General features: G+C 72.5%; 15 protein-coding genes. 4 read left to right on the top strand and 11 right to left on the bottom strand.

The genetic code is table 11. From position 1 onward, the window contains the following. Window positions 1–24 precede the first annotated feature (24 nt). Window positions 25–1,845, top strand: coding sequence for a thiamine pyrophosphate-requiring protein (locus DEI94_RS03440; RefSeq protein ID WP_111026472.1), 1,821 nt, complete (start codon window positions 25–27; stop codon window positions 1,843–1,845). Between the two features lie 228 nt (window positions 1,846–2,073). On the opposite strand, the gene DEI94_RS03435 is transcribed toward DEI94_RS03440, so the two are convergent. Continuing rightward, complete coding sequence (locus DEI94_RS03435) at window positions 2,074–3,579, bottom strand: MFS transporter (RefSeq protein WP_111013853.1); 1,506 nt, start codon at window positions 3,577–3,579, stop codon at window positions 2,074–2,076. A gap of 131 nt (window positions 3,580–3,710) precedes the next feature. Between DEI94_RS03435 and DEI94_RS03430 the strand changes: the two genes are divergently transcribed. After that, window positions 3,711–4,319, top strand: a complete 609-nt coding sequence (locus DEI94_RS03430) for a TetR/AcrR family transcriptional regulator (RefSeq protein WP_111026473.1) — start codon at window positions 3,711–3,713, stop codon at window positions 4,317–4,319. 41 nt (window positions 4,320–4,360) lie between these two features. On the opposite strand, the gene DEI94_RS03425 is transcribed toward DEI94_RS03430, so the two are convergent. The 3 genes from DEI94_RS03425 to efeU are packed head-to-tail and all read right to left on the bottom strand — an operon-like array spanning window position 4,361 to window position 8,473. Further along, window positions 4,361–5,647, bottom strand: coding sequence for a Dyp-type peroxidase (locus tag DEI94_RS03425; RefSeq protein WP_111026474.1), 1,287 nt, complete (start codon window positions 5,645–5,647; stop codon window positions 4,361–4,363). After that, window positions 5,644–6,870 carry an iron uptake system protein EfeO gene (efeO, locus tag DEI94_RS03420; RefSeq protein ID WP_111026475.1) on the bottom strand — a complete coding sequence of 409 codons (1,227 nt, stop codon included), beginning with the start codon at window positions 6,868–6,870 and terminating at the stop codon, window positions 5,644–5,646. The genes DEI94_RS03425 and efeO overlap by 4 nt, the downstream gene beginning before the upstream one ends. Further along, entirely contained in the window at window positions 6,857–8,473 is a 1,617-nt protein-coding gene (gene efeU / locus DEI94_RS03415; RefSeq protein ID WP_111026476.1) for an iron uptake transporter permease EfeU, read from the bottom strand. The genes efeO and efeU overlap by 14 nt, the downstream gene beginning before the upstream one ends. Before the next feature lie 116 nt (window positions 8,474–8,589). On the opposite strand from efeU, the gene DEI94_RS03410 reads away from it, so the two are divergent. Next, the gene (locus DEI94_RS03410; RefSeq protein ID WP_258371902.1) at window positions 8,590–9,393 is read left to right on the top strand and encodes a trimeric intracellular cation channel family protein; all 804 of its coding nucleotides are present in this window, start codon (window positions 8,590–8,592) and stop codon (window positions 9,391–9,393) included. A gap of 18 nt (window positions 9,394–9,411) precedes the next feature. Here DEI94_RS03410 and DEI94_RS03405 read toward each other — a convergent pair whose 3' ends face one another. The 5 genes from DEI94_RS03405 to DEI94_RS03385 form a co-directional block, all read right to left on the bottom strand. Beyond that, window positions 9,412–10,284: a glycosyltransferase family 2 protein gene (locus DEI94_RS03405; RefSeq protein ID WP_181441774.1), complete on the bottom strand. Its 873-nt coding sequence runs from the start codon at window positions 10,282–10,284 to the stop codon at window positions 9,412–9,414. Window positions 10,285–10,465: 181 nt separating this feature from the next. Then, window positions 10,466–12,232 (bottom strand): Na+/H+ antiporter, encoded by a 1,767-nt coding sequence (locus tag DEI94_RS03400; RefSeq protein ID WP_111026478.1) that lies wholly within the window; start codon window positions 12,230–12,232, stop codon window positions 10,466–10,468. 103 nt (window positions 12,233–12,335) lie between these two features. Then, window positions 12,336–14,702: a transglutaminase TgpA family protein gene (locus DEI94_RS03395; protein WP_181441775.1), complete on the bottom strand. Its 2,367-nt coding sequence runs from the start codon at window positions 14,700–14,702 to the stop codon at window positions 12,336–12,338. Further along, on the bottom strand, window positions 14,699–15,922 hold the full coding sequence (locus DEI94_RS03390) for a DUF58 domain-containing protein (protein WP_111026480.1): 1,224 nt from the start codon (window positions 15,920–15,922) through the stop codon (window positions 14,699–14,701). Before DEI94_RS03390 ends, DEI94_RS03395 begins: the two co-directional genes overlap by 4 nt. Then, window positions 15,922–16,947 carry an AAA family ATPase gene (locus DEI94_RS03385; RefSeq protein WP_111013860.1) on the bottom strand — a complete coding sequence of 342 codons (1,026 nt, stop codon included), beginning with the start codon at window positions 16,945–16,947 and terminating at the stop codon, window positions 15,922–15,924. Before DEI94_RS03385 ends, DEI94_RS03390 begins: the two co-directional genes overlap by 1 nt. A gap of 113 nt (window positions 16,948–17,060) precedes the next feature. Here DEI94_RS03385 and DEI94_RS03380 point away from each other — a divergent pair, with 113 nt between their 5' ends. Further along, window positions 17,061–17,990 (top strand): acetamidase/formamidase family protein, encoded by a 930-nt coding sequence (locus DEI94_RS03380; protein WP_111010077.1) that lies wholly within the window; start codon window positions 17,061–17,063, stop codon window positions 17,988–17,990. Between the two features lie 172 nt (window positions 17,991–18,162). Here the strand turns inward: DEI94_RS03380 and DEI94_RS03375 are convergent, their stop codons facing one another. Both DEI94_RS03375 and DEI94_RS03370 read right to left on the bottom strand, forming a co-directional pair. Continuing rightward, window positions 18,163–18,459, bottom strand: coding sequence for an excalibur calcium-binding domain-containing protein (locus tag DEI94_RS03375; RefSeq protein WP_111010079.1), 297 nt, complete (start codon window positions 18,457–18,459; stop codon window positions 18,163–18,165). A gap of 124 nt (window positions 18,460–18,583) precedes the next feature. Continuing rightward, window positions 18,584–19,798, bottom strand: coding sequence for a Fic family protein (locus DEI94_RS03370; protein ID WP_111010080.1), 1,215 nt, complete (start codon window positions 19,796–19,798; stop codon window positions 18,584–18,586). Window positions 19,799–19,816: the final 18 nt, after the last annotated feature.

Here is a 19,816-nt window from a genome sequence, read left to right as displayed (position 1 = left end):
CCCGGCGCCGGAGAGAGGCACGCGATGACCACCGTGAGCGAGTTCCTGATCGAGCGGATCAAGGACCAGGGCGTCAGCCGGATCTTCGGGTTCCCCGGCGACGGCATCGGCGCGTTCGACGGAGCACTCGGCAAGACCGATCGTGCGGGGACGGGCATCGAGTACATCCGCCCGACGCACGAGGAGATCTGCGCGCTCATGGCGACGGCGCATGCCAAGTTCACGGGCGAGGTCGGCGTGTGCGTCGCGACCTCGAGCCCCGGCGCGTTCCACATGCTCAACGGGCTGTACGACGCCCAGATGGACAATCAGCCGGTCGTCGCGATCGTCGGGCAGCAGGGTCTCGACTCGATCGGCACCTTCACCCAGCAAGAGAGCAATCTCGAGCGCGTGTTCACGGACGTCGCCTGTTACGTCGAGACGATCGTGTCGCCCGACCAGGCCAGCGCCGTCATCGACACCGCCTTCCGCACGGCCCGGCTCCGTCTCCAGCCCGCGGTCGTCGTGATCCCCCACGACGTCCAGGCGATGACCATCAAGGCGACGCCGTCGGCCCACTGGGTCTCGCGCTCGAGCGAAGCCATCCCGTCGACGGCGATCACGCCCCCGATGGAGCAGATCCGCCAGGCGGCGGACATCATCAACGCGGGCGAGAAGGTCACGTTCCTGGTCGGCGCGGGTGCGACGGGCGCCACCGACGAGGTCCTCGCCGCCGCCGAGAAGGCCGGAGCGGGCATCATCACCGCGCTCCGCGGCAAGGACGTGATCCCGTCCGACGTGCCGTACCACACGCAGCAGGTCGGTCTCCTCGGGTCCCTGCCGAGCGTCCACCAGATCAAGCGCTGCGACACCATCGTGCTGCTCGGCACGAACTACCCGTACGGCGAGTTCCTGCCCGCGACGGGCCAGGCGCGTGGCATCCAGGTCGACCTCAAGCCCGAACAGCTCGGCGTGCGCTACCCGACGGAGTTGAACCTCTGGGGCGACGTGAAGTCGACGCTCGAGGCCCTCCTCCCCCTGCTCGAGCAGAAGACCGACCTGTCCTGGCAGGAGCGGATCGCCGCCGAGATGCAGGACTGGGAACAGGAGATGCACGCGCAGGCACAGAAGGAGTACCACGACGGGGTCAACCCGCGGCGCGTGACCGAGGCCGTGAACGCGAACCTGCCCGACGGGGCGATCGTCACCGCGGACGCCGGAACGACCGCCGACTGGTTCGGGCACCACATCCGCCTGAAGCGGGGCATGCGCGGCGACCTCTCGGGCCGCCTGGCGACCATGCTCGCGGCGATGCCCTACGCGGTCGCGGCGAAGCTGGCCCACTCCGACAAGACGGTGGTCTGCACCATCGGTGACGGCGCGTTCCAGATGCTCGGCATGAACGAGCTGATCACCGTGAAGAAGTACATGCAGCAGTGGGAGACCAAGCAGTTCATCATCGTGGTCATGCACAATGACGACCTCGCGCAGGTCTCGTGGGAGATGCGCACGGAGGACGGCAATCCGCTGTGGCGCGGCTCGCAGGACGTCGAGTCGATGGACTACGCCGGCTACGCCGAGCTCCTCGGGTTCCGGGGCGTCCAGGTGCGCAGTGACGACCAGGTGGAGTCCGCTGTCGCCGAGGCCTTCGCGCACGACGGGGTCACGCTCATCGACGCCTACGTCAGCCGCAACGTCCCGCCGCTCCCACCGCACATCACCCGTGAGTACGCGCTCAACACGGCCAAGTCGTTGCTCAAGGGCGACCCGATGGAGGCCGGCGTGATCCGGGACTCGGCATCGGCGCTCGCGACCGAGGGCATCGAGCGGGTGAAGGACGCGCTCCACATCGGCGATCGGAAGTAACGAGGCGGGTGGAACGAGGCTGCTCGTCTGCCGCACCCTGTGTTTTCGGCAGCGGCGGCGGTACCCTGAGGCGTCGCATGGCGACGGCGCCGCTGCGGTGTCCTCTCATCCCGGGCGGTGGTTCCGCCCGACGAACCCGGCGGCGCGGGTGCCCTCCGTCTCCAGGGAAACGGCGGAGGGCACCCCTCCTCCCCGCCCGGATGCACCGGCAGCGTCGAGCTGACCTCGTCAGCGCTCGTCGACGACAGCGTCGATGTCCTCGACGCCCGCCGCGATGGCGTCAGCGCGACGCTTCCGCATGCCGGGAGCGGCGAGGGCGCCGACGATCGCGAGGGCGCCGACCCCAGCGCATGCCCAGAAGCCGATGGTGAACGCCGCGGCCCCAGGGAGCCCCACGTGCCCGGTGGGCAACGTGAACACCTTCGTGTGCGACGAGATCAGCGCGGCGATGACGGCCGTTCCGACGCTCGAGCCGATCGTCCGGACGACGGTGTTGGCGCTGATCGCCTCACCCGTCTGCTCGATCGGCACGCTCTCGATGATCGCGTTGGACGCCGCCGAGAGACCGAATCCGATCCCGGCACCCGTGAGGATGCCGGACACCAAGATCTGCCAGACCTGATCGTGCGCGAGCCCGGGGAGCACGAACGCCGCGGTGAGGAGCACACCCCCGATGACCAGCGGCGGCTTCGGACCCGTCCGTCGGACGAGGGCCCCCGCGACCGGTGAGACCACGATCATCATGAGGACCGTCGGGAGCAGGAACAGGCCGGCCTGCGAGGCGGTCTTGCCGAAGCCGTACCCGGTGAACGACGGCAGCTGGAGCAGCGTCGGGACGAGCACGAACGTGCCGTACATCGCGAACCCGAAGACGAGCGCGACGACGTGAGCGGTCCAGACGCCACGGATGCGGAAGAGCCGGACGTCGATCAGCGGCGCCTTCACGCGGAGCTCGACGACGACGAAGACCACGAGCGCGACGACGCCGACCGCCAGCAGACCGATGGTCTTGACGTCACCCCAGCCCCAGGTCTCGCCCTCGCTGACAGCGAGCAGCAGCGCCACGAGGGAGATCGAGAGGATCGCCGTCCCGGCGAGGTCGAGGCGCCCGGGCTTCCGGACGTCCGATTCCGGCATCCCGAACACGATGCCGGCGAGCCCGACGACGATGAGCGCGAGCGGCAGCCAGAACAGCCAGTGCCAATCGAGGTGCTGCACGATCGGTCCGGCCGCGACGATGCCGATACCGGCCCCGATGCCGAAGATGCCCGACAGCAGACCGATCACGACGCTCACCCGGTCCTTCGGGAGTTCGTCGCGCACGATGCCGATCGACAGCGGCAGCACGGCGCCGGCCGCACCCTGCAGGCAGCGGGCCACGATCAACGTGGCGAGGTTCGGCGCGAGGGCGGCGACGACCGTGCCGACGAGCAGGAGGCTCATCACGACGATGAGGATGCGCCGCTTGCCCATCATGTCGCCCATGCGCCCGAAGATCGGCGTGAGGACGGACGCCGACAGCAGGTAGGCGGTGATGATCCAGCTCACGTTGCTGGTCGAGGCCCCGAGGTCCTTGCCGATCGTGGACAGTGCCGGAGCGACGAGCGACTGGAGCACCGCGTAGGCCAAGCCGCCGAGTGCGAGGTACACGACGATGAGGGTGGTGTTCGGGCTGCTGTGTCGCTCCGCGACGGGGGTCGAGCCCGTGCGGGGGCCCTCGGTGACTCGGGACATCGTTCTCCGTGATCGAAAGACGTAAACAAGCGCTTACAATTCGTGAGCCTACTGCTCCTCGCGCGGAAGTCAAAGCGCGTTTACACCGCACCTCCCGGTGCGGGTACCGTTGCGGAGATGGAGAGGACGTCATGACGCTCGAGTCGCAGGTGCCGTCGAGGACGCGCGACGCCGCGAAGACCCGGCAGCTCCTGGTCGCTGCGGCTCGACGTCGGTTCGCGTACGACGGCTACTCCGCGACCACCGTCCGGGAGATCGCAGCCGACGCCGGAGTGAACGTCGCGCTCATCAACCGCTACTTCACGAGCAAAGAGGGCCTCTTCGAGGCCTGTCTCGAGCGCGCGGTGGAGGACCTCGATGCCCCCCGGCCGGACGACGACTCGGTCGAACGGATGCTCCAGAGCCTCGTCGAGCGGGTGACGAACGCGCCGACCGGGGAGCACGCGGTCGAGCTCCTCCTGCTCATCCGGTCCTCTGGAGACGAGCAGGCCGACCGGATCCGCAACGCGACACTCACCTCGTACGCGGAGCGCATGGCGCGCATCGCCGGGTGGGACCCCGATGACGTCGACACGAACGGCATCCTGCTCCGCGCCGAGGTCGCGCTGGCCACGGCCTTCGGCATCACGCTCCTGCGTGCCTCCACCCGGCTCGGCCCCCTGGTCAACGCGTCGGCGAGCGACCTGACCGGCCCGTTCAGCGACGTCGTCACCGCGTTGCTGGCGCCGGACCGGTGGTAGGCCGGACCGGCGGTAGGCCGGACCGGCGCCGGCCCCACGGTTCAGCGGAAGAGCCGCTCCCCGATGTACGAGCCCTTGCGCGGCGCCGGCGGCACGGCGAACACGGCCGAGCCGATGTGCGAGATGTACTCGTTCAATCGGTCGGACGCTCCGAGCCGACGCTGGATCCGTGTGAAGTGATCGGGGTCGTTCATGAACGCGGTGAACAACAGCCCGGCGTCGAGCTGCCCGTACTGGTTGAGCCCGTCCGTGTAGTTGTACGGGCGACGCAGGATCTTGACGCCGCCGTTGTTCTCGTGCGCGGCGAGGGCGACGTGTGCGCGCGCGTCGATCTTCGTGTCGCCGGCATGGTCGGTCGCGTGGAAGTCGGGCGTCGTGTGCTCGGTCCCCCCGGAGAGCGGCCCACCCTCGACCTTCGTGCGCCCGAACACCCGCTGCTGGTCGCTGATCACGTCGGCGTCCCAGATCTCGATGTTCATCTGGATCTTCCGCGTGACCTGGTAGGTGCCGCCCGCCATCCAGTCCGCGCCGTCCCCGAGCCGCACGAAGCGCTCGTAGTCCTCGTCGGTGGTGATGTTCCGCGTGCCGTCCTTGAACCCCATGAGGTTCCGGGGGGTGGTCTGGTTCGCTCCGGCCGACGCACGCCCGAACCCGAGCACGGTCCAGCGCACGGTCGCGGTGCCACGGGCCATGCGGGCGAGGTCGCGGATCGCGTGGTACGCGACCTGGGGGTCGTCCGCGCACGCCTGCAGGGACAGGTCACCACCGCTCAGCGCGGGGTCGAGGGCGTCGCTCGGCAGCGCGGGGATCGGAGCGAGCGCGGCGGGCTTGGCGGCTGCCAGGCCGAACCGCTCGTCGAACAGCCCGGGGCCGAGCCCGACGGTGACGGTGAGCGACGCCGGACCGAGGTCGAGGGCCTCCCCGGTGTCGGCCCCCACGCCGTCGGCGTGCGCGGGGACCACGGTGCCGATGGTGCCGCCGGACTGCAGTTGCGCGATGGCGGCGGACCACCGGGCGAGCAGGACCTGCAGGTCCGTCACCAGGGTGGACGCCATGTCGAACGTCATGAAGACGCAGTACCGCTGGGGTTCGGTGCGGATGCCACCCTGCGGCTGCCCCGCCGCGGTCGCGTAGAACGGATGGGTCCGCGACAGGTCGATGGACTCGTCGTCGGGGGTGCGTCCGACCGCACTCGCAGCGAGGGTGCCGCCGATCCCGGCGAGCGCGCCCACCCCGGCACCTGCCGCTGCGAGGCCGCCGATGAGTCCGCGGCGCGACACCGACGGACGAGACGACGCCCCGCGCTCCTGCTCCTGCTCGCGGCTCACGCGGTGGCGACCTTCTCGGCGAGCCGGGACAGCGGGTCCTGCAGCGCCTGGATCGTCTGCGAGATCGTGTTCGCGTCGGCCGTGCGGGTGGCGGCGTCGTAGGTGCGGAAGCCGCCGAGGGCGGTGCCGTCCCGGTAGCCGTCCATGAGCGTGTCGACGCTGTCGAACTGGGTCGCGATCTGCTTCGTGATCGACGGGTCGAGCTTCTGCAGTCCGGGCTTGAGGTACGCGAACGCCTGCCGCGCGCCCTCGACGTTCGCCGCCAGGTCGACGAGGTCGATGTGGCTGAAGCCCTCTTCCTCGCCGGTGATCTTCTCGGACTGGACCTCTTCGAGCAGGCCGGCCGCGCCGTTGGCGAGGTCCTCGGGCTTGTAGGTGAGCGTCGGGACGAGCTTGTCGAGCAGGGTGACGTTCTCGGTGAGCTCGGCCGCGAGCTGCTTCGTGCTCGCGGTGATGGCGCCGCCCTGGAACAGATCGCGCTCCACGGCGTGGAATCCGTGCCATCCGACCGACGGGTCGAGGTTCGAGGCGCGCATGTCGACGAGGTAGTCGAGGTTCCCGGCGTTGTCAGTCGCCTTGTGGCCCTTCTTGACGAACCCGTCGACGTCGCTCTCGACGTGCTCGTAGTACGGGCGCGCGTTCGCGTAGGCCGTCTTGGCGGCGGCGAGGTCCCCCGCGTCGACGTCCTCCTGCAGCTGCCGCACGGCGGTCACCATGTCGTTGACCTGGGCGTCGACGTAGTCCGCGTAGCCCTTGGCGCCCTGCCGGAGGAGGGTCGCCGCGCTGCTGTTCGCGGTCGATGCGGCCGTGCCGGTGACGGTGAAGGTCGTGAGCTCCTTGGTCGCCCCGGGGCAGTACACCTGGTACTTGCCGCCGCCGAGCGTCACGGTGAACTTGACCGGGTCGAGTCCGGGTGCCAGGTTCTCCTTCTCGCCGAGGATCTTCTGGTCCTGCAGGAGCTCCACCTCGGTGATCGCGGTCGACGACGTGTTCCGCACGGTGAACGTCACCGGTCCGGCGGGCACCGAGGTCGTCGACACGGCGCACTTGTCGGAGCCGTCGTTCGTCAGGGTCACGGCCACCCGGTGCACCGCGCCGGACGGCGTCGCGGCGTCCTCGGCGGAGGACGACGCGGTCGAGCAGCCGGTCAGCGCGAGGGCTGCGGCGGCGAGGGCCGCTCCGAGGACGAGGACGGATCGGGTGCGGCGGTCAGCGAACGGCATCGGCGGTCTTCCTGCTGGTCGCCCCGTGCCGGTCGGCGACGGGGGTCGTGGTGGTCGGTCGGGAGGAACGGGTCGCCGCCCCGAGTCGGCGGCGGTCCCGCAGGGCGAGCAGGGCCTGGGCGATCGCGGCGATCGCGAGCGCGATGGGCAGCCACGCCTTCCAGAGGAGCGCTTCGCGGCCCGCGGAGGCGCCGCTCGCCACCGCCTCGCCCGCGGCGGTCACCCGGGTGGCGGGGACCGCCCAGGCGGTGGCGTCGAACGAGTAGGTCCGGCTGCTCGGCAGGCCGCCGCCCGACACGGTGAGGACGGCACGCTCGGTCCGGCGCGCGTCGAGGAGGCCGCCGTCGATGGTCCAGAGCGTCCGGGTCGCGGTCGAGGTCCAGTGCGCGGTGAACGGGCCGGGCTGCTGCGCGGGCGAGATGCCGACGGGCACGCGTCCGAACAGGTCGGTGAGCTGGTCGAGGGTCAGCGTCGCGGGTCGGCCGCTGCTCGGGACGCGCGTGGTGGCGCGCCAGCGGTCGGCGGTGACGCCGGCGTGCGTGGTGGTCGTGTGGTCGGCGGAGGAGAAACGGGCGCGCTGCACGGTGTCGCCGGCGCGGACGACGAGGGTCGCGCTGGCACCGTCGACAGTCGCCGTCGCGGTGTGCCGCGTGGTGGGGTGCGGGTCCCCGGCACCGGTGGCGAGGGTGGCGGAGGTGGGCAGGGCCTCCCGGCCGGTGGGGACGGCCACCGCGAGCACGACCGCAGCCACCACGAGACCCGCGGCGACGAGGACGCGCACGCGCGGGACCTGCACCGGCGACGGGCGGAGGGACCGCGGCCAGAGGCTCACGACGAGCACGGGGACGAGGTAGCCGACCCAGCCGACGACCTCGACGACGCGGGGGTCCGCCGGGATCCCGAGCACACCGGTGACGAGTGCGGCCTGCACGGACCCGGTCGGCGCGAGCCAGGACAGGTCGACGGTGCGCTGCTGCCCGATCGTCACCCAGCCGGCCTCGTGCGCGGTCCGGAGTGCGGTGAGCACGAGCCCTGCCGCCACGAAGACCAGGAACACGCCGGTGCCGGTGAAGAACCGCCGGAGGTCGAGCCGGACCCCGCCGGTGGAGATCCCCCAGCCGATGAGGACGGCGACGAGCACGCCGATCACGGCGCCGAGCGCCGCGGTGCCCGCCGAACTCGCGGCCTGGAACGTGGCGAGCAGGAACACGGAGGTCTCGAAGCCCTCCTTGAGGACGGCGAGGAACGCCATGCCCGCGAGCGCCCAGGCGGTGCCGCGACCGACGGCCGCGGCGGCGCTCGCCTCGAGGTCGCCCTTGAGGTCGCGGGCGTGCGTCCGCATCCAGATGATCATCCCGGTGACGAACACGACGGCGACGGCGCCGATGACGGACTCCATCGCCTCTTGCTCGGACTGCGGGAGCGCCTGCTCGAGCGCCTCGAGCCCCACGCCGACGGCGACGCTGAGCACGACGGCGAGGGCGATCCCGCCCCACATCGGCACGAGCGAGATGCGACCGCGGCGGAGGAACGCGGCGATGATCCCGACGATGAGGGTCGCTTCGAGGCCTTCGCGGAGGCCGATGACGAGCGTGGCGAGCATGGAGTGGGATCCCGGTGGGGTGAGGGGCGACGACCCCGCGGAGTGGAACGGAGGTAAGGCTAACCTAAGAGCGCGGGTGTCGTCCACGGCCCGGCCCGAACCGCGAAGATGGACCGGTGCAGTTCTCCTCCGCTGACGCACTGGTCGTCCCCGCGCACGCGCTCGCGACCGTGACGAACGTCCTCGACCTCGCGGGGGTGTTCGCGTCCGCGCTGCTCGGCGGGTCGCTCGCGCGCGAGATGGACTTCGACCTGTTCGGGTTCCTCGTGGTCGGGTTCGTCTCGGGGCTCGGCGGCGGGATCCTCCGCGACGTCCTGCTCCAGGACGGCCCGCCGGTCGCGCTGACCGACCCGCTGTACGTCCCGGTGGCGCTCGTCGGAGCGCTCGTGGCGTTCTTCGTCTCGATCTCGGAGCGGGCGTGGGACCGCCTGTTCACGGTGCTCGACGCAGCCGTCATCGGGTTCTGGGCCGTGGTCGGCGTGCAGCGGACGTTCGACGCGCACCTGGGCTGGGGTCCGGCGATCATCATGGGCACCGTGACCGCGGTCGGGGGCGGTGCGGCCCGTGACCTCCTGCTCCGGCGGGTGCCCGCGGTGCTCGGCGGGAACGCCCTCTACGCGTCCGTCGCCGTGGCCGCGTCGATCGTCATGGTCGTCGCGTCGGCGTTGCACGTCCCGACGATCGGCATCGTCGTCGCGATCCTGCTGTCGCTCCTGCTCCGGCTCGGCGCCGTCCGGTACGGCTGGGGGCTGCCGAACGGCCGCGACTGGCAGCCGCAGTCCGCGCTCGCGACGCTCTTCCGCCGGGGTCGGCGGCCCGAGCGCATGCGGCTTCTGCGCCGGTCCCGACGCGGCCGCGAGCGCGACGACCAGGACGGGCCGGCCTCCGCGACCTCGGACGGGCCTCCCGAACACCCCTGACGGCTGTCGCCGTCGCCGTCAGCGCAGCAACGCCCGCCGCTCCATGAGCACGATCCGGCGGAGCAGCGGCCGCCGCTGCCCGGCCGGGAGGACCGCCACCGCGCCCCGGAACCGCCGCAGCTCCTCGCCGATCCCGTCCGGCGCCCCACCCGCCGGCAGTCCGGCCCGACGCCACGCGAACCACGAGGGACGGAACCCGACGGTCGCGAGCGCGAGCGCGTCGAACGCCTCGTGGACGAGCTCGGTGTCCGCGCGGGCGGCCCGCCACCACGACTGTGCCGTGATCTGACCGGGGTGGCGTCGGTAGAGGACCGCCGGGACCCGGTCCCGCACGAGCCGGAGCCCCGCACCGGCAGCGCGGAGCCAGAGGTCGTAGTCCTCGGACGCGACGGATCGGCATCCGCCGAGGTCTCGGATCAGCCGGGTGCGCGCGGTCATCGTCGGGTTCATGAAGGGGTTCTCGAGCAGCAGCGCGAACGGCGCCGCCGCAGCGGACAGTCGGCGGAGCGGTTGCGGGCGCGCGACGGGTGTACCGGGGAGCCAGTCGACCGCGGGCGCGAACACGAGGTCCGCGGACCGTAGCAGGGCGAGCTGTCGCCGGAACCGGAACGGCGCGCACACGTCGTCCGCGTCCATGCGTGCGACGACGGGCGCCGTGACCTCGTCGAGCAGGGTGTTCATGCCGGCGGCGATCCCGACGCTCGGCCCGACCAGGACGCGGAGCCGGGCGTCCCGGATCCGCTCGAGCACCCCGAGCGTGTCGTCCGTGCTGCCGTCGTCGCGCACCAGGAGCTCGCCGTCCTCGGGGAGCGCGCGGAGGACCGTCCGCACGGCCGTGCCGACCGTGCCGGCCGCGTTCCGGGCAGGCATGACGCAGGTGATCGTGGGCATGGCGGTCCTCCTCGGCGTTCCGGGCATGCTGCCGGGACCGCGGCGCGCCGCATCCGCCGGGAGGCGCGGCACCACCGGTCCGCGCCCGTCGCGTCACCCGCGGCCTCACCCCGAGCGGCGGGGATCCGCCGGAGGCCCGTCGCCCGCCGTCCAGGTCCGCCGCCACCTGCTCGGGCTCGGTTCAGTCGTCCTCGCTGATCGCGACGAGGCGAAGCTCCTCGACGTCGAACCGGCCTTGCACGCGACGCATCACCGCGTCGTCGATGGCCCGGGAGCGTCGGAGGTCGTCGACGGCCGTCCGCTTCGCTTCGAGCAGCGCGAGCCGCAGCGCGATGTCCGCCTGCTCGGCCTCCCGTTCGAGCTGGATCTCGTCGGGCTCGCCGTCCGTCGCATCCTCAGCAGCCCCGCCGATCGGGTCCTCCGCGTCGGGGCCGTCGGCACCTGCAGCCATGGCTTCGCCGGCCGATCCGCCCGTGCCGCCGATCACCGCGGCGGACACGGTCACCCCGGCGTCCGCCGCCGCCCGACTCGCCGCCGCGGCGTCGCCCTCGGCGGCCTCCGCATCGCGCCGCAGCCGCTCGAGGCGGCGCCCGTAGTCGGCGCGCAGGTCCTCGCGGACCTCCTCGGGCGACTCGAGCCGGCTCGCGACGTCGTCGAGCGAATCGAGCGCCCCCTGCAGGGCCGCCCGCTCTGCCTCGATCTCCTCCCGTTGCTCCTCGGGGTCCTCGGGCAGGCGTGCCCATCGCACGATCACGGGCATCGTGAGTCCCTCGACCACGAGCGTCACGAGGATGACGACGAACGTCGCCGCGATGACCAGGTCGCGGTCGTGGACCGGGCTCCCGTCGGACATGGCGCGCGGGACACCGAGTGCGGCCGCGAGCGACACCGCACCCCGGAACCCGGCCCACGCGATCGGCATGCGCTCCCGGAAGTGCAGGTGCCGGTCGCGCTCCCCCGCTCGCCGGTCGAGCAACCGGCTCGCGTACGGGGTCGTGTTGACCCAGAGGAACCGCATGCCGATCACCGCGGCGGTGCTCCCGAGCCCGAGCGCGAGTGCCGTCACCCAGTCGTCGTGGAGCACGGCGAGGAGCGTCGGGTGGAAGTCGAGTCCGACGAGCACGAACAGCGCGCCGTTGAGCAGGTAGGACGTGACCTGCCAGAAGCCGTACCCCTGGATCCGCGCGTGCGCACTGATGACGCGGTGCCCGATCTGCGTCAGGAGCAACCCCGCCGTGACCACCGAGACGACCCCGGAGACGCCGAACAGCTCGGCGGGCAGGTACGCGAGGAACGGGGTGAGCACGCTGAGCGTGTTCTCGAGCAGCCGGTTGTCGAGGTACCGCCGCACCCAGTAGACGATGAGACCGACCGCCAGGCCGATCGCGATGCCGAACCCGTACGAGGCGAAGAACCGCACGACCGCGCCCCACACGTCGATGTCCTGCCCGCTCACCACGGCGCCCACGGCGACCGAGTAGAGGACGAGCGCGGTGCCGTCGTTGACGAGGCTCTCTGCCCGGAGGGTCGTGATGAGCCGCCGGGGCAACCGCGCGGCCACCGCAGCGACCGCCGTGGCGTCGGTCGGGGCGAGGACCGCGCCGAGCGTGATCGACAGCGCCCAGGTCAGCCCGAGCAGGTGTGCGACGACCGCGACCACCGCGGCCGTGGCGAACACGAGACCCACCGCGAGCAGCGCGATCGTGCGCAGGTTGCTCCGGATCTCGCGCAGTGACGTGTTCAGGGACTCCCAGTACAGGAGTGCGGGGAGGAACAGCAGCAGCACCGCTTCGGACGGCAGCCGCACGCCGCCGAGCCCCGGCAGGAACCCGACCCCCGCGCCGAGCACCAGGAGGACGAGCGGCGCCGCGACGCGGATGCGTTGGGCGACCACGCCCCCGACGAGGATGGTCGCGCCGAGCACGACGGCGAGCTCGAGTCCGTCCACCCGTCCTGTCTACTCGGCGGCGGGCCGGGACACCGCCTCGGGGTCGGTTGCAGCACGTGCTCAGCAGCGCGGCGGGGACCTCCTCGGCGGGTCGCGACGGGACCTACTCGGCGGGTCGCGGCGCCTGCGGTGCGGCGTGTCGACGCCCGCGACCGGTCCACGCTCTCGACGGCGCGAGAGACGGCGGCCACACCCGGGACAGCACCCGGCGCCAGGGTGACACGGCTGCGTCGAGCCCGACCCGGACCTCCCGAACGGCGTCCCGTAACCGGTCCTGGTCGACCGGTGCGGTACCCGGTCGTGCGTAGCGCTCGCGGTCGAGCGCGTCGACCACCGTCCCCAGCGGCGTCAGCGTCGCCGGCGGCAGGGTGGCGCCCAGGCGCGTCAGCACCGCTCGGGCCGTCCGGGCCGCGAGCGCGGGATCGTCCGGCGGCACCGTCGCCGGCGTGAACCCGTGGTCCGCGACGTCGTCGATCACCTCGCGCCAGGCGTTCGCGGCGGGATCGCGACCGCTCTGGACCAGTCCGAGACGTCGACGACGGCGGAGGGTGCGGAACAGTCCCGGCCCGACCAGCGCACCGAGCGCCACGAGGACCGCGAGGGCGATCTCCCACGTCGCCGAGCCGCCGTCCGATCCGCCCGTGCCAGCGCCGGACGCAGCATCCGGCGTCGGCGACGCCGACGAGGGCTGCGCGGTCGGCTGGTTCGCGGGCGCGGAACGGAGCGGCGTGACCGTCGGGAGCGAGGTCGGCGACGCGGTGGCGGGCAGCTCCGCGTCCGACTGGTCCTGTGCGACCGGCGTCGGCTCGAAGCCCACCCAGCCGGCGCCCTTGATGTACAACTCGGGCCACGAGTGCAGCTGCCGGTTCGAGACGACGTACTCGCCGTCCTTCTGCGTGCCGCCCGGCCGGTACCCGACCGCGATGCGCGACGGGATCCCGAGCACCCGGGCCATGACCGCCATCGCCGAGGCGAAGTGCACGCAGTACCCGGCCCGCACCTGCAGGAACTTCGCGACGACGTCCATGCTGTCGCCGTCGTACCCCTGCTCGACGGGCGCCGTCTCGGAGTAGGTGAAGCGGCCGCTCCGGAACCACGACTCGAGTGCGCGTGCCTGCTCGTACTGGTCACCCGCCGTCCCGGCGACGCGCTCGGCGGCGGCGCGGATGCTCCCGGGGAGGTTGCGCGGCAGCTGGAGGTCGGTGCGGAGCTGGGCGGACGACGGACGGTTCCAGTCGCCACTCGCGATCATGCCGAAGCGACCGTGCTGGGCGATCGCGTCGAGGTAGGGGTTGGCGAACGTCGCGACCCCGTACGCCTGGTAGACGTCGCCGCGGCGGGTCGTCTGCCCGGTGGACCGGACGGTGTTCGACCGCCCCATCCACCGCCACTGGGTGAGGTCGAGCGCGGTCGACCGGGACTGGATCCCGACCGCACCCGACGGCAGCGGCAGGTACTGGCTCGACAACCCCGTGACCCGGACCTGGACGTCCTCGCGGCTGGCGACCCGCGGGTTCACCCCGGTGGCGAACTGCCCCTGGTCGGCGCTCGGGGCGGTGCTGGCATCGACCACCGAGGGCACCCAGTCGCCCGTGCCGAACTCGTCGAGGTCCGCGAGCTTGAGGTACTCCGGCACCCCCGTCGTCGTCCGGTAACGGAACACCTCGATCTCGCTCGGCCGCCGCAGGTCGTCACCGAGTTTGAGGAGCGTGCCGGGCCGCCCGGGGTTGATCGGGGCCTGGATCGCGCCCGTGACCCCCGACAGCCAGCTGGCGTCGATCGGGACGACGGTCGGCAGGCCCACCGCGACGACGAGGGCGACCGCGCCGATCACCATCGCCGGGAACGCCTGCTGCACGGGCCGGACCGACAACCAGAGGACGAGCAGGAACGCCATGCCCGTGAGCACGACGAGCACCACGCTCGGCGCCGTTCCCGTCACGATCCCGGGGACGACGAGTGCGACGAACGCGGGCACGGCGGCGAGGGCGGCCGTGGGCGCGATGACCGCGACGAACAGGGCGACGCCGGCGGTCCAGACGAGCGTGACGGACACGACGAGCTGCACCGCGTCGGTCTCGGGGAGCGGCGCGGGGTTCACCTTGATCGCGAGCAGCGCCTGCCCGAGCGCGCCGCTGCGGTCGAGCCACCCGAGCGGCTCGGTGCCGTCGAGGATCGCCAGCGCGCATGAACCGCCGACGAGGGTGACGACGAGCGCGACGAAGCGGGCCCACCGCGGGCGGGTGCGGACGGCGAGCATCACGCCCACGAGCAGGGCGGTGACGACGAGCGCGGAGACCCACCACGCGATCCCCTGCACGAGCGGGCGGACGGCGAGCGACGCCACGACCACGGGCAGCGCCGCGGCGGCCACGAGCGTGCGGCTCGGCGTGCCCGGGTCCTCGTCGGTGCGGTCGTCGCGCTCGAGGACGTCACGGCCCGTGACCGGGCGACGGGCGGTGTCGGTCATCGGACACTCCCGCCCACGGGCACCACGAGGATGCGCCATCCGGCACGGTCGAGGACCCCGCGAGCGGCGGCGTCCGGTGGCGTGATCGCCACGAGGAGCCCGCGCGAGGCCGGGGGCGTGCGGGCGACGAGCTCGGACGCCTGCTCCGCCGTGCACTGGCCCGTGATGACCGCCGTCATGCCGTGCACGTCGACGCCGCGGACCTCGGGCAGGACCTCGGCCACCGGGCGTGCGTCGGAGCGCAGCGCGACGTCGGCGAGTCCGACGAGCACGGACGCCAGGTCCCCCGCGGGCGACGGCTGGACGTCGTCCGCGGTGACGAGGGCGACGCGGGACGTCCGCGCGGCGAGCACCCGTGCGACGCTCGCGGCGACGACGACCGCGTGCTCGAACGCGGCGTCCCCGGCCATGTCGGACAGCTCGGCGAACGGCTCGCGGCCGAGCTCCTGGTAGGAGGCGCGGCGCACGTCGAGCAGGACGGTCGCCTCGGGCGGCTGGGCCTGTGCGGTCTGTCGGACGTGGAGTTCGCCGCGCTTGGCGCTCTGCCCCCAGTGCACGCGCCGGATGGGATCGCCCGGTCGGTAGGGCCGGAGTTCGCTGTCGTCCGCGGACCCGCCCTGGCCGGTTCGTCCGGCCTCGGCCGAGACCGCACCCGAGAGCACGCCCGTCTCGATCGCGCCGAGCACCGTGGTGCGGGGCACGACCACGATCTCCTGCGCCGCCACGACGACCCGGTCGACGTGGACGAGTCCGAACGGGTCGGCGACACGGACCGTCGCCGGACCCAACCGGGGACGACCGCGGCGCGCGGCGATGGCCTCGACGGTGAGCCGCGCCGGGGGACGACCCGACCCGACGTCGACGAGGGCCTCGAGGTCCCCTGCCGATGCGAAGTGGTCGTCGAGGCGGTCACGCACGAGCACCCGCACGACGCCGAGCGCCCGCTGCCGACCCTCGACCAGCAGCGTGGCGCGGAACACGGCACCGGCCTCGATCGTCGTACGCGGGACCTGCCGCGTCGCCCGGATCGGTCCGGCGGCGACCATCGCGACGACGGCGCCGAGGACGACGAGCACGAGGACGAGGAGCCCGGCCGTCACCGCGAGGCTCGTCGTCGCCACGAGCCCGGCCCCGACCAGACCGATGCCCACCGCGACCGTGGTCCACCCGCGTGAGGTCGGGCGCGGCAGGGCGACCCGACCGCGGCGGGTCCCGGGCATCAGGACCGCACGGCCGCGGCGCCGAACGGCACCGCCGTGTCGGCGACGATACGGACGACGACGTCACGAGCGGCGTCCTCGGCACCGCCGCCGAGGTTCCGGGCGACGGGCACGAGGCGGTGCGCGAGCACGACCGGGGCGAGCGCGGCGACGTCGTCGGGGGTGACGAACGGACGACCCTCGAGCGCGGCGCGAGCGCGTGCGGCGCCGGCGAGGTGCAGGGTCGACCGCGGACTCGCACCGAGCAACAGGTCCGGGTGCCTCCGGGTCGAGCGGACGATGTCGACGACGTACCCCTCGACGTCGGGCGCGACGTGCACGGCGTGCACGGCCCGGATCATCGCCGCGAGGGTCGCGACGTCGACGATGGGCCGCAGTGCCGACATCGGGTCGCCGACGCCACGGCTGCGGAGCATCTCGCGTTCGGCGTCGAGGCTCGGGTAGCCCATCGTGATACGGGCCATGAAGCGGTCACGCTGTGCCTCGGGCAGTGGGTACGTGCCCTCCATGTCGATGGGGTTCTGCGTCGCGACGATCATGAACGGCGACTCGAGGGGCCGTGTCACGCCGTCGACCGTGACCTGCGACTCCGCCATGGCCTCGAGCAGGGCGGACTGGGTCTTGGGGCTCGTCCGGTTGATCTCGTCACCGATGACCACGTTCGCGAACACGGGCCCGGGGGCGAACCGGAAGGACCCGGACGCCTGGTCGTAGATGTTCACGCCCGTCACGTCGGACGGCAGCATGTCGCTCGTGAACTGGATGCGGCTCACCGACCCACCGACCGTGGCCGCGAGGGCCTTCGCGAGCACGGTCTTGCCGACACCCGGGACGTCCTCGACGAGCAGGTGCCCCTCGGCCAGCATGACCGTCAGCGCGGTGCGGATCGCCTCGGTCTTGCCGTCCACGACCGTGCCCACCGCACGCACGATCGCGTCGCCCGCGGAGCGGATCTCGTCGACCGGGAACGATGCCCCCGCCCCGCCCGGTCCCCCCGGATCGGCGACGTCAGCGCTGTGTGGCAAGCCGGACCTCCAGGCTCGTAGGACGTGTCCGGGAATGCTACCTCGGGCCGATGGCAGCCCCCTCCGCGACGGCGGGCGCCGTTCTGTACCCCTCTCGGTGGCAGGATCGGTGCATGGCGGACCACGTTCTCGAGCCCACGACCGACACGGCGATCGACGTCTTCACGGCGGAGCGCGCGCCCGTCCTGCGCGCGTCCCCCGGCGACACCGTCACCGTCCGCACGCTGAGCGCGGCCGGGTACCTCGAACGGCAGCAGGAGCCGGGCCAGGAGGTCCCGACACTCATCACGAGCCGCCGCGGCCACTGCCTCGTCGGCCCCGTCGCGCTCACCGGCGCGCTGCCCGGGCAGGTGCTCGCCGTGCGGTTCGACGCCCTGGTCCCCGGGACCTGGGGCTACACCGGCTCGGGCGGCGTCGACAACGAGCTGAACCGGGCCCTCGGTCTCGCCGACACCGCGACGCGGGGGCCGCTGCTCTGGGACATCGACGCCGAGGCCGGCGTGGCACGGAACCAGCTCGGCCTGGGCGTCCGGACCGCACCGTTCCTCGGCGTCGTGGGCGTGCCTCCCGAGCCGACCGGCGAGCACTCGACCATCCCGCCGCGGCCCGTCGGCGGCGGGAACATCGACTGCCGCGAGCTCGTCGCAGGCGCGACGCTGTACCTCCCGGTCACCGTGCCGGACGCGCTCCTGTTCGTCGGCGACGGCCACGCGGCGCAGGGCGACGGCGAGGTCTCGGGCACCGCCGTCGAGTGCGACATGACGACGACGATGACGCTGTCCCTGCTCGACACGGCACCGGTCCCGGGCGTCCACGCCGACACCCCGGCGGGTCGGATCACCTTCGGGTTCGACGCCGACCTCAACGCGGCGACCGCCACGGCCCTCAACGCCATGGTCGACTGGATCGCTGCGCTGCACGACGTCACCCGCGCGCAGGCCCTGGCGATGGCGAGTGTCGCCGTCAGCATGCGGGTCACCCAGATCGCGAACCAGACGTGGGGCGTGCACGCGCTGCTGCCGCACGACGCGATCCTCGTCTGAGGCGGCGCACCGCCTCCGCCGTCGCGCGGCGTCGCACCGACTCGCACCGACGTCGCACCGACGTCGCACCGGCGTCGATGAGCCGCGGAACGGACTGTGAACCGGGGCGATGCGCGGCTCCTGGTCCGTTCCGCGGCTCATCCCGCTGGCGCGGCCGCCGAGGGGCGCCGGGTCAGTCCGCCTCGCAGGCGATCCCGTCCTTGTCGGCGTCGAGCTTGCTGTTCGCCGAGTACAGGGCGTTGTCCTTCTTGACGGTGCCCTTGAGCTTGCGGTGCTCGACCGTGCCGTTGGTGTGGTGCACCGTGTTGTACGTCACCGAGGTCTTGGCGATGCCGCCCGAGTAGACCTTGTGCACGGCGGTGCAGTTGGCGTACTTGGTGGTGGCTGCCTCGGCGGCGGTGGCGTTGCCCACCCCGGCGACCGCGACCGCCGTGAGCACGAGGCCGATGGTGATGGCGCGCTTGCGCATCTTCCCCTCCGTGCGCCGCCGGGTTCGGGTCCGCGGCGCTGCGACCGGATCCACCGATCAGCGTCAGCATAGGGGTCGCGAGGAGTCCTCGCGTACCTCCGAAGCGGCGGTGTCCGGAGGGTCGTCAGTACGACGGATCCTGGCGCCGGCCGCTCCGCTCCGCGAAGGCGTCGAGGGCGTCGAGCACCTCCGGGTTCAGCCACACCCGGTTCCGCCGCTGGCCGTTGACCATCCGGAGGATCCCGCGCTCGGTCAACTGCTGCAGCGCGTTGTCCACCGCCGGTTGGCTTGCGCCCGTGCGCTCGCGTGCGAGCCGAGCGTTGAGTGCCGGGTGCTCGATGGACACCCGCGCGAGCCGTCGCGCCGTCGAGTCCGCACGGAGGCCCGTCAACCGACCGTCCCACTCGCGCTGCAGTCGCGCCAAGTCCTCGGCGAGCACGGTCGCGTTGCGGAGCGCTGCGAGTGAGGCCGTCGCGAACACGGCCACGATCGGGGCCACGTCCCCCCGCCGATAGGCGTCGAGCGCATCGAAGTACGCGTCGACGTCCGTGAGGATGCCGCTGCTGACCGGGATCGTCATGTGTCGGATCAGCCGACCGTTGCGGAGGATGGCCTGCACGAGCGCGCGGCCCGTCCGGCCGTTCCCGTCGGGGAACGGGTGGATGGTCTCGAACTGCGCATGTGCGACGGCCGCCTGGACGAGGACGGGGAGGTCCGTCCGCCTGGTGAACGCGACGAGATCGGCCATCGCATCCGCCACGCGTTCGTGGTGCGGCGGGACGAACGCCGCGTCGTGCGGGAGTGCGCCCCCGATCCACACCTGCTCCGCGCGGTACCCGCCGACCAGCCGGGGTGCGGAGCTCTCGAGCAACTGGCGGTGCATCTCGATGATCGTCGCGTCGCTGATGTCGTCGGCGAGGGCGATCGCTGCTTCCATGGCGCGGACGTTCCGCACGATGAGCGGCGCGTTGCCCTGGATCCGCTCGTCGATCTCCGCCTCGGCGATGGCCCGCGCACCGGAGGTCAGGTGCTCGATCTGCGAGCTCGACGCGGACTCGCTGCGGAGCAGGACCGCCGAGAACGGCGCCGGGAATCCCGCGAACTCGCCGTCGAATCGGGTGATCGTCCTGGACGCGTCATCGACCTCGGCGACGACCTCGGTGGGGATCGTGAAGGGCATCGCGGCGATCGCCGGTGGAACGGCGGCGAGGTAGGGCGCGCGACGCCGCTCGGCTGCTCGTCGCGAGAGCAGGTCCGGGTTGTGCACAGGCGGGAGCACGCGCTCCTCGTACCGCACCGCCGGACCGTCCTGCCCTGCCGGACTCGCTCCTGAACTCATCGGTCGCCACCTCCTTGC

This window comes from Curtobacterium sp. MCBD17_040 (assembly GCF_003234805.2).
GTDB lineage: Bacteria > Actinomycetota > Actinomycetes > Actinomycetales > Microbacteriaceae > Curtobacterium.
This window is presented reverse-complemented; position numbering and strand designations above follow the sequence as displayed.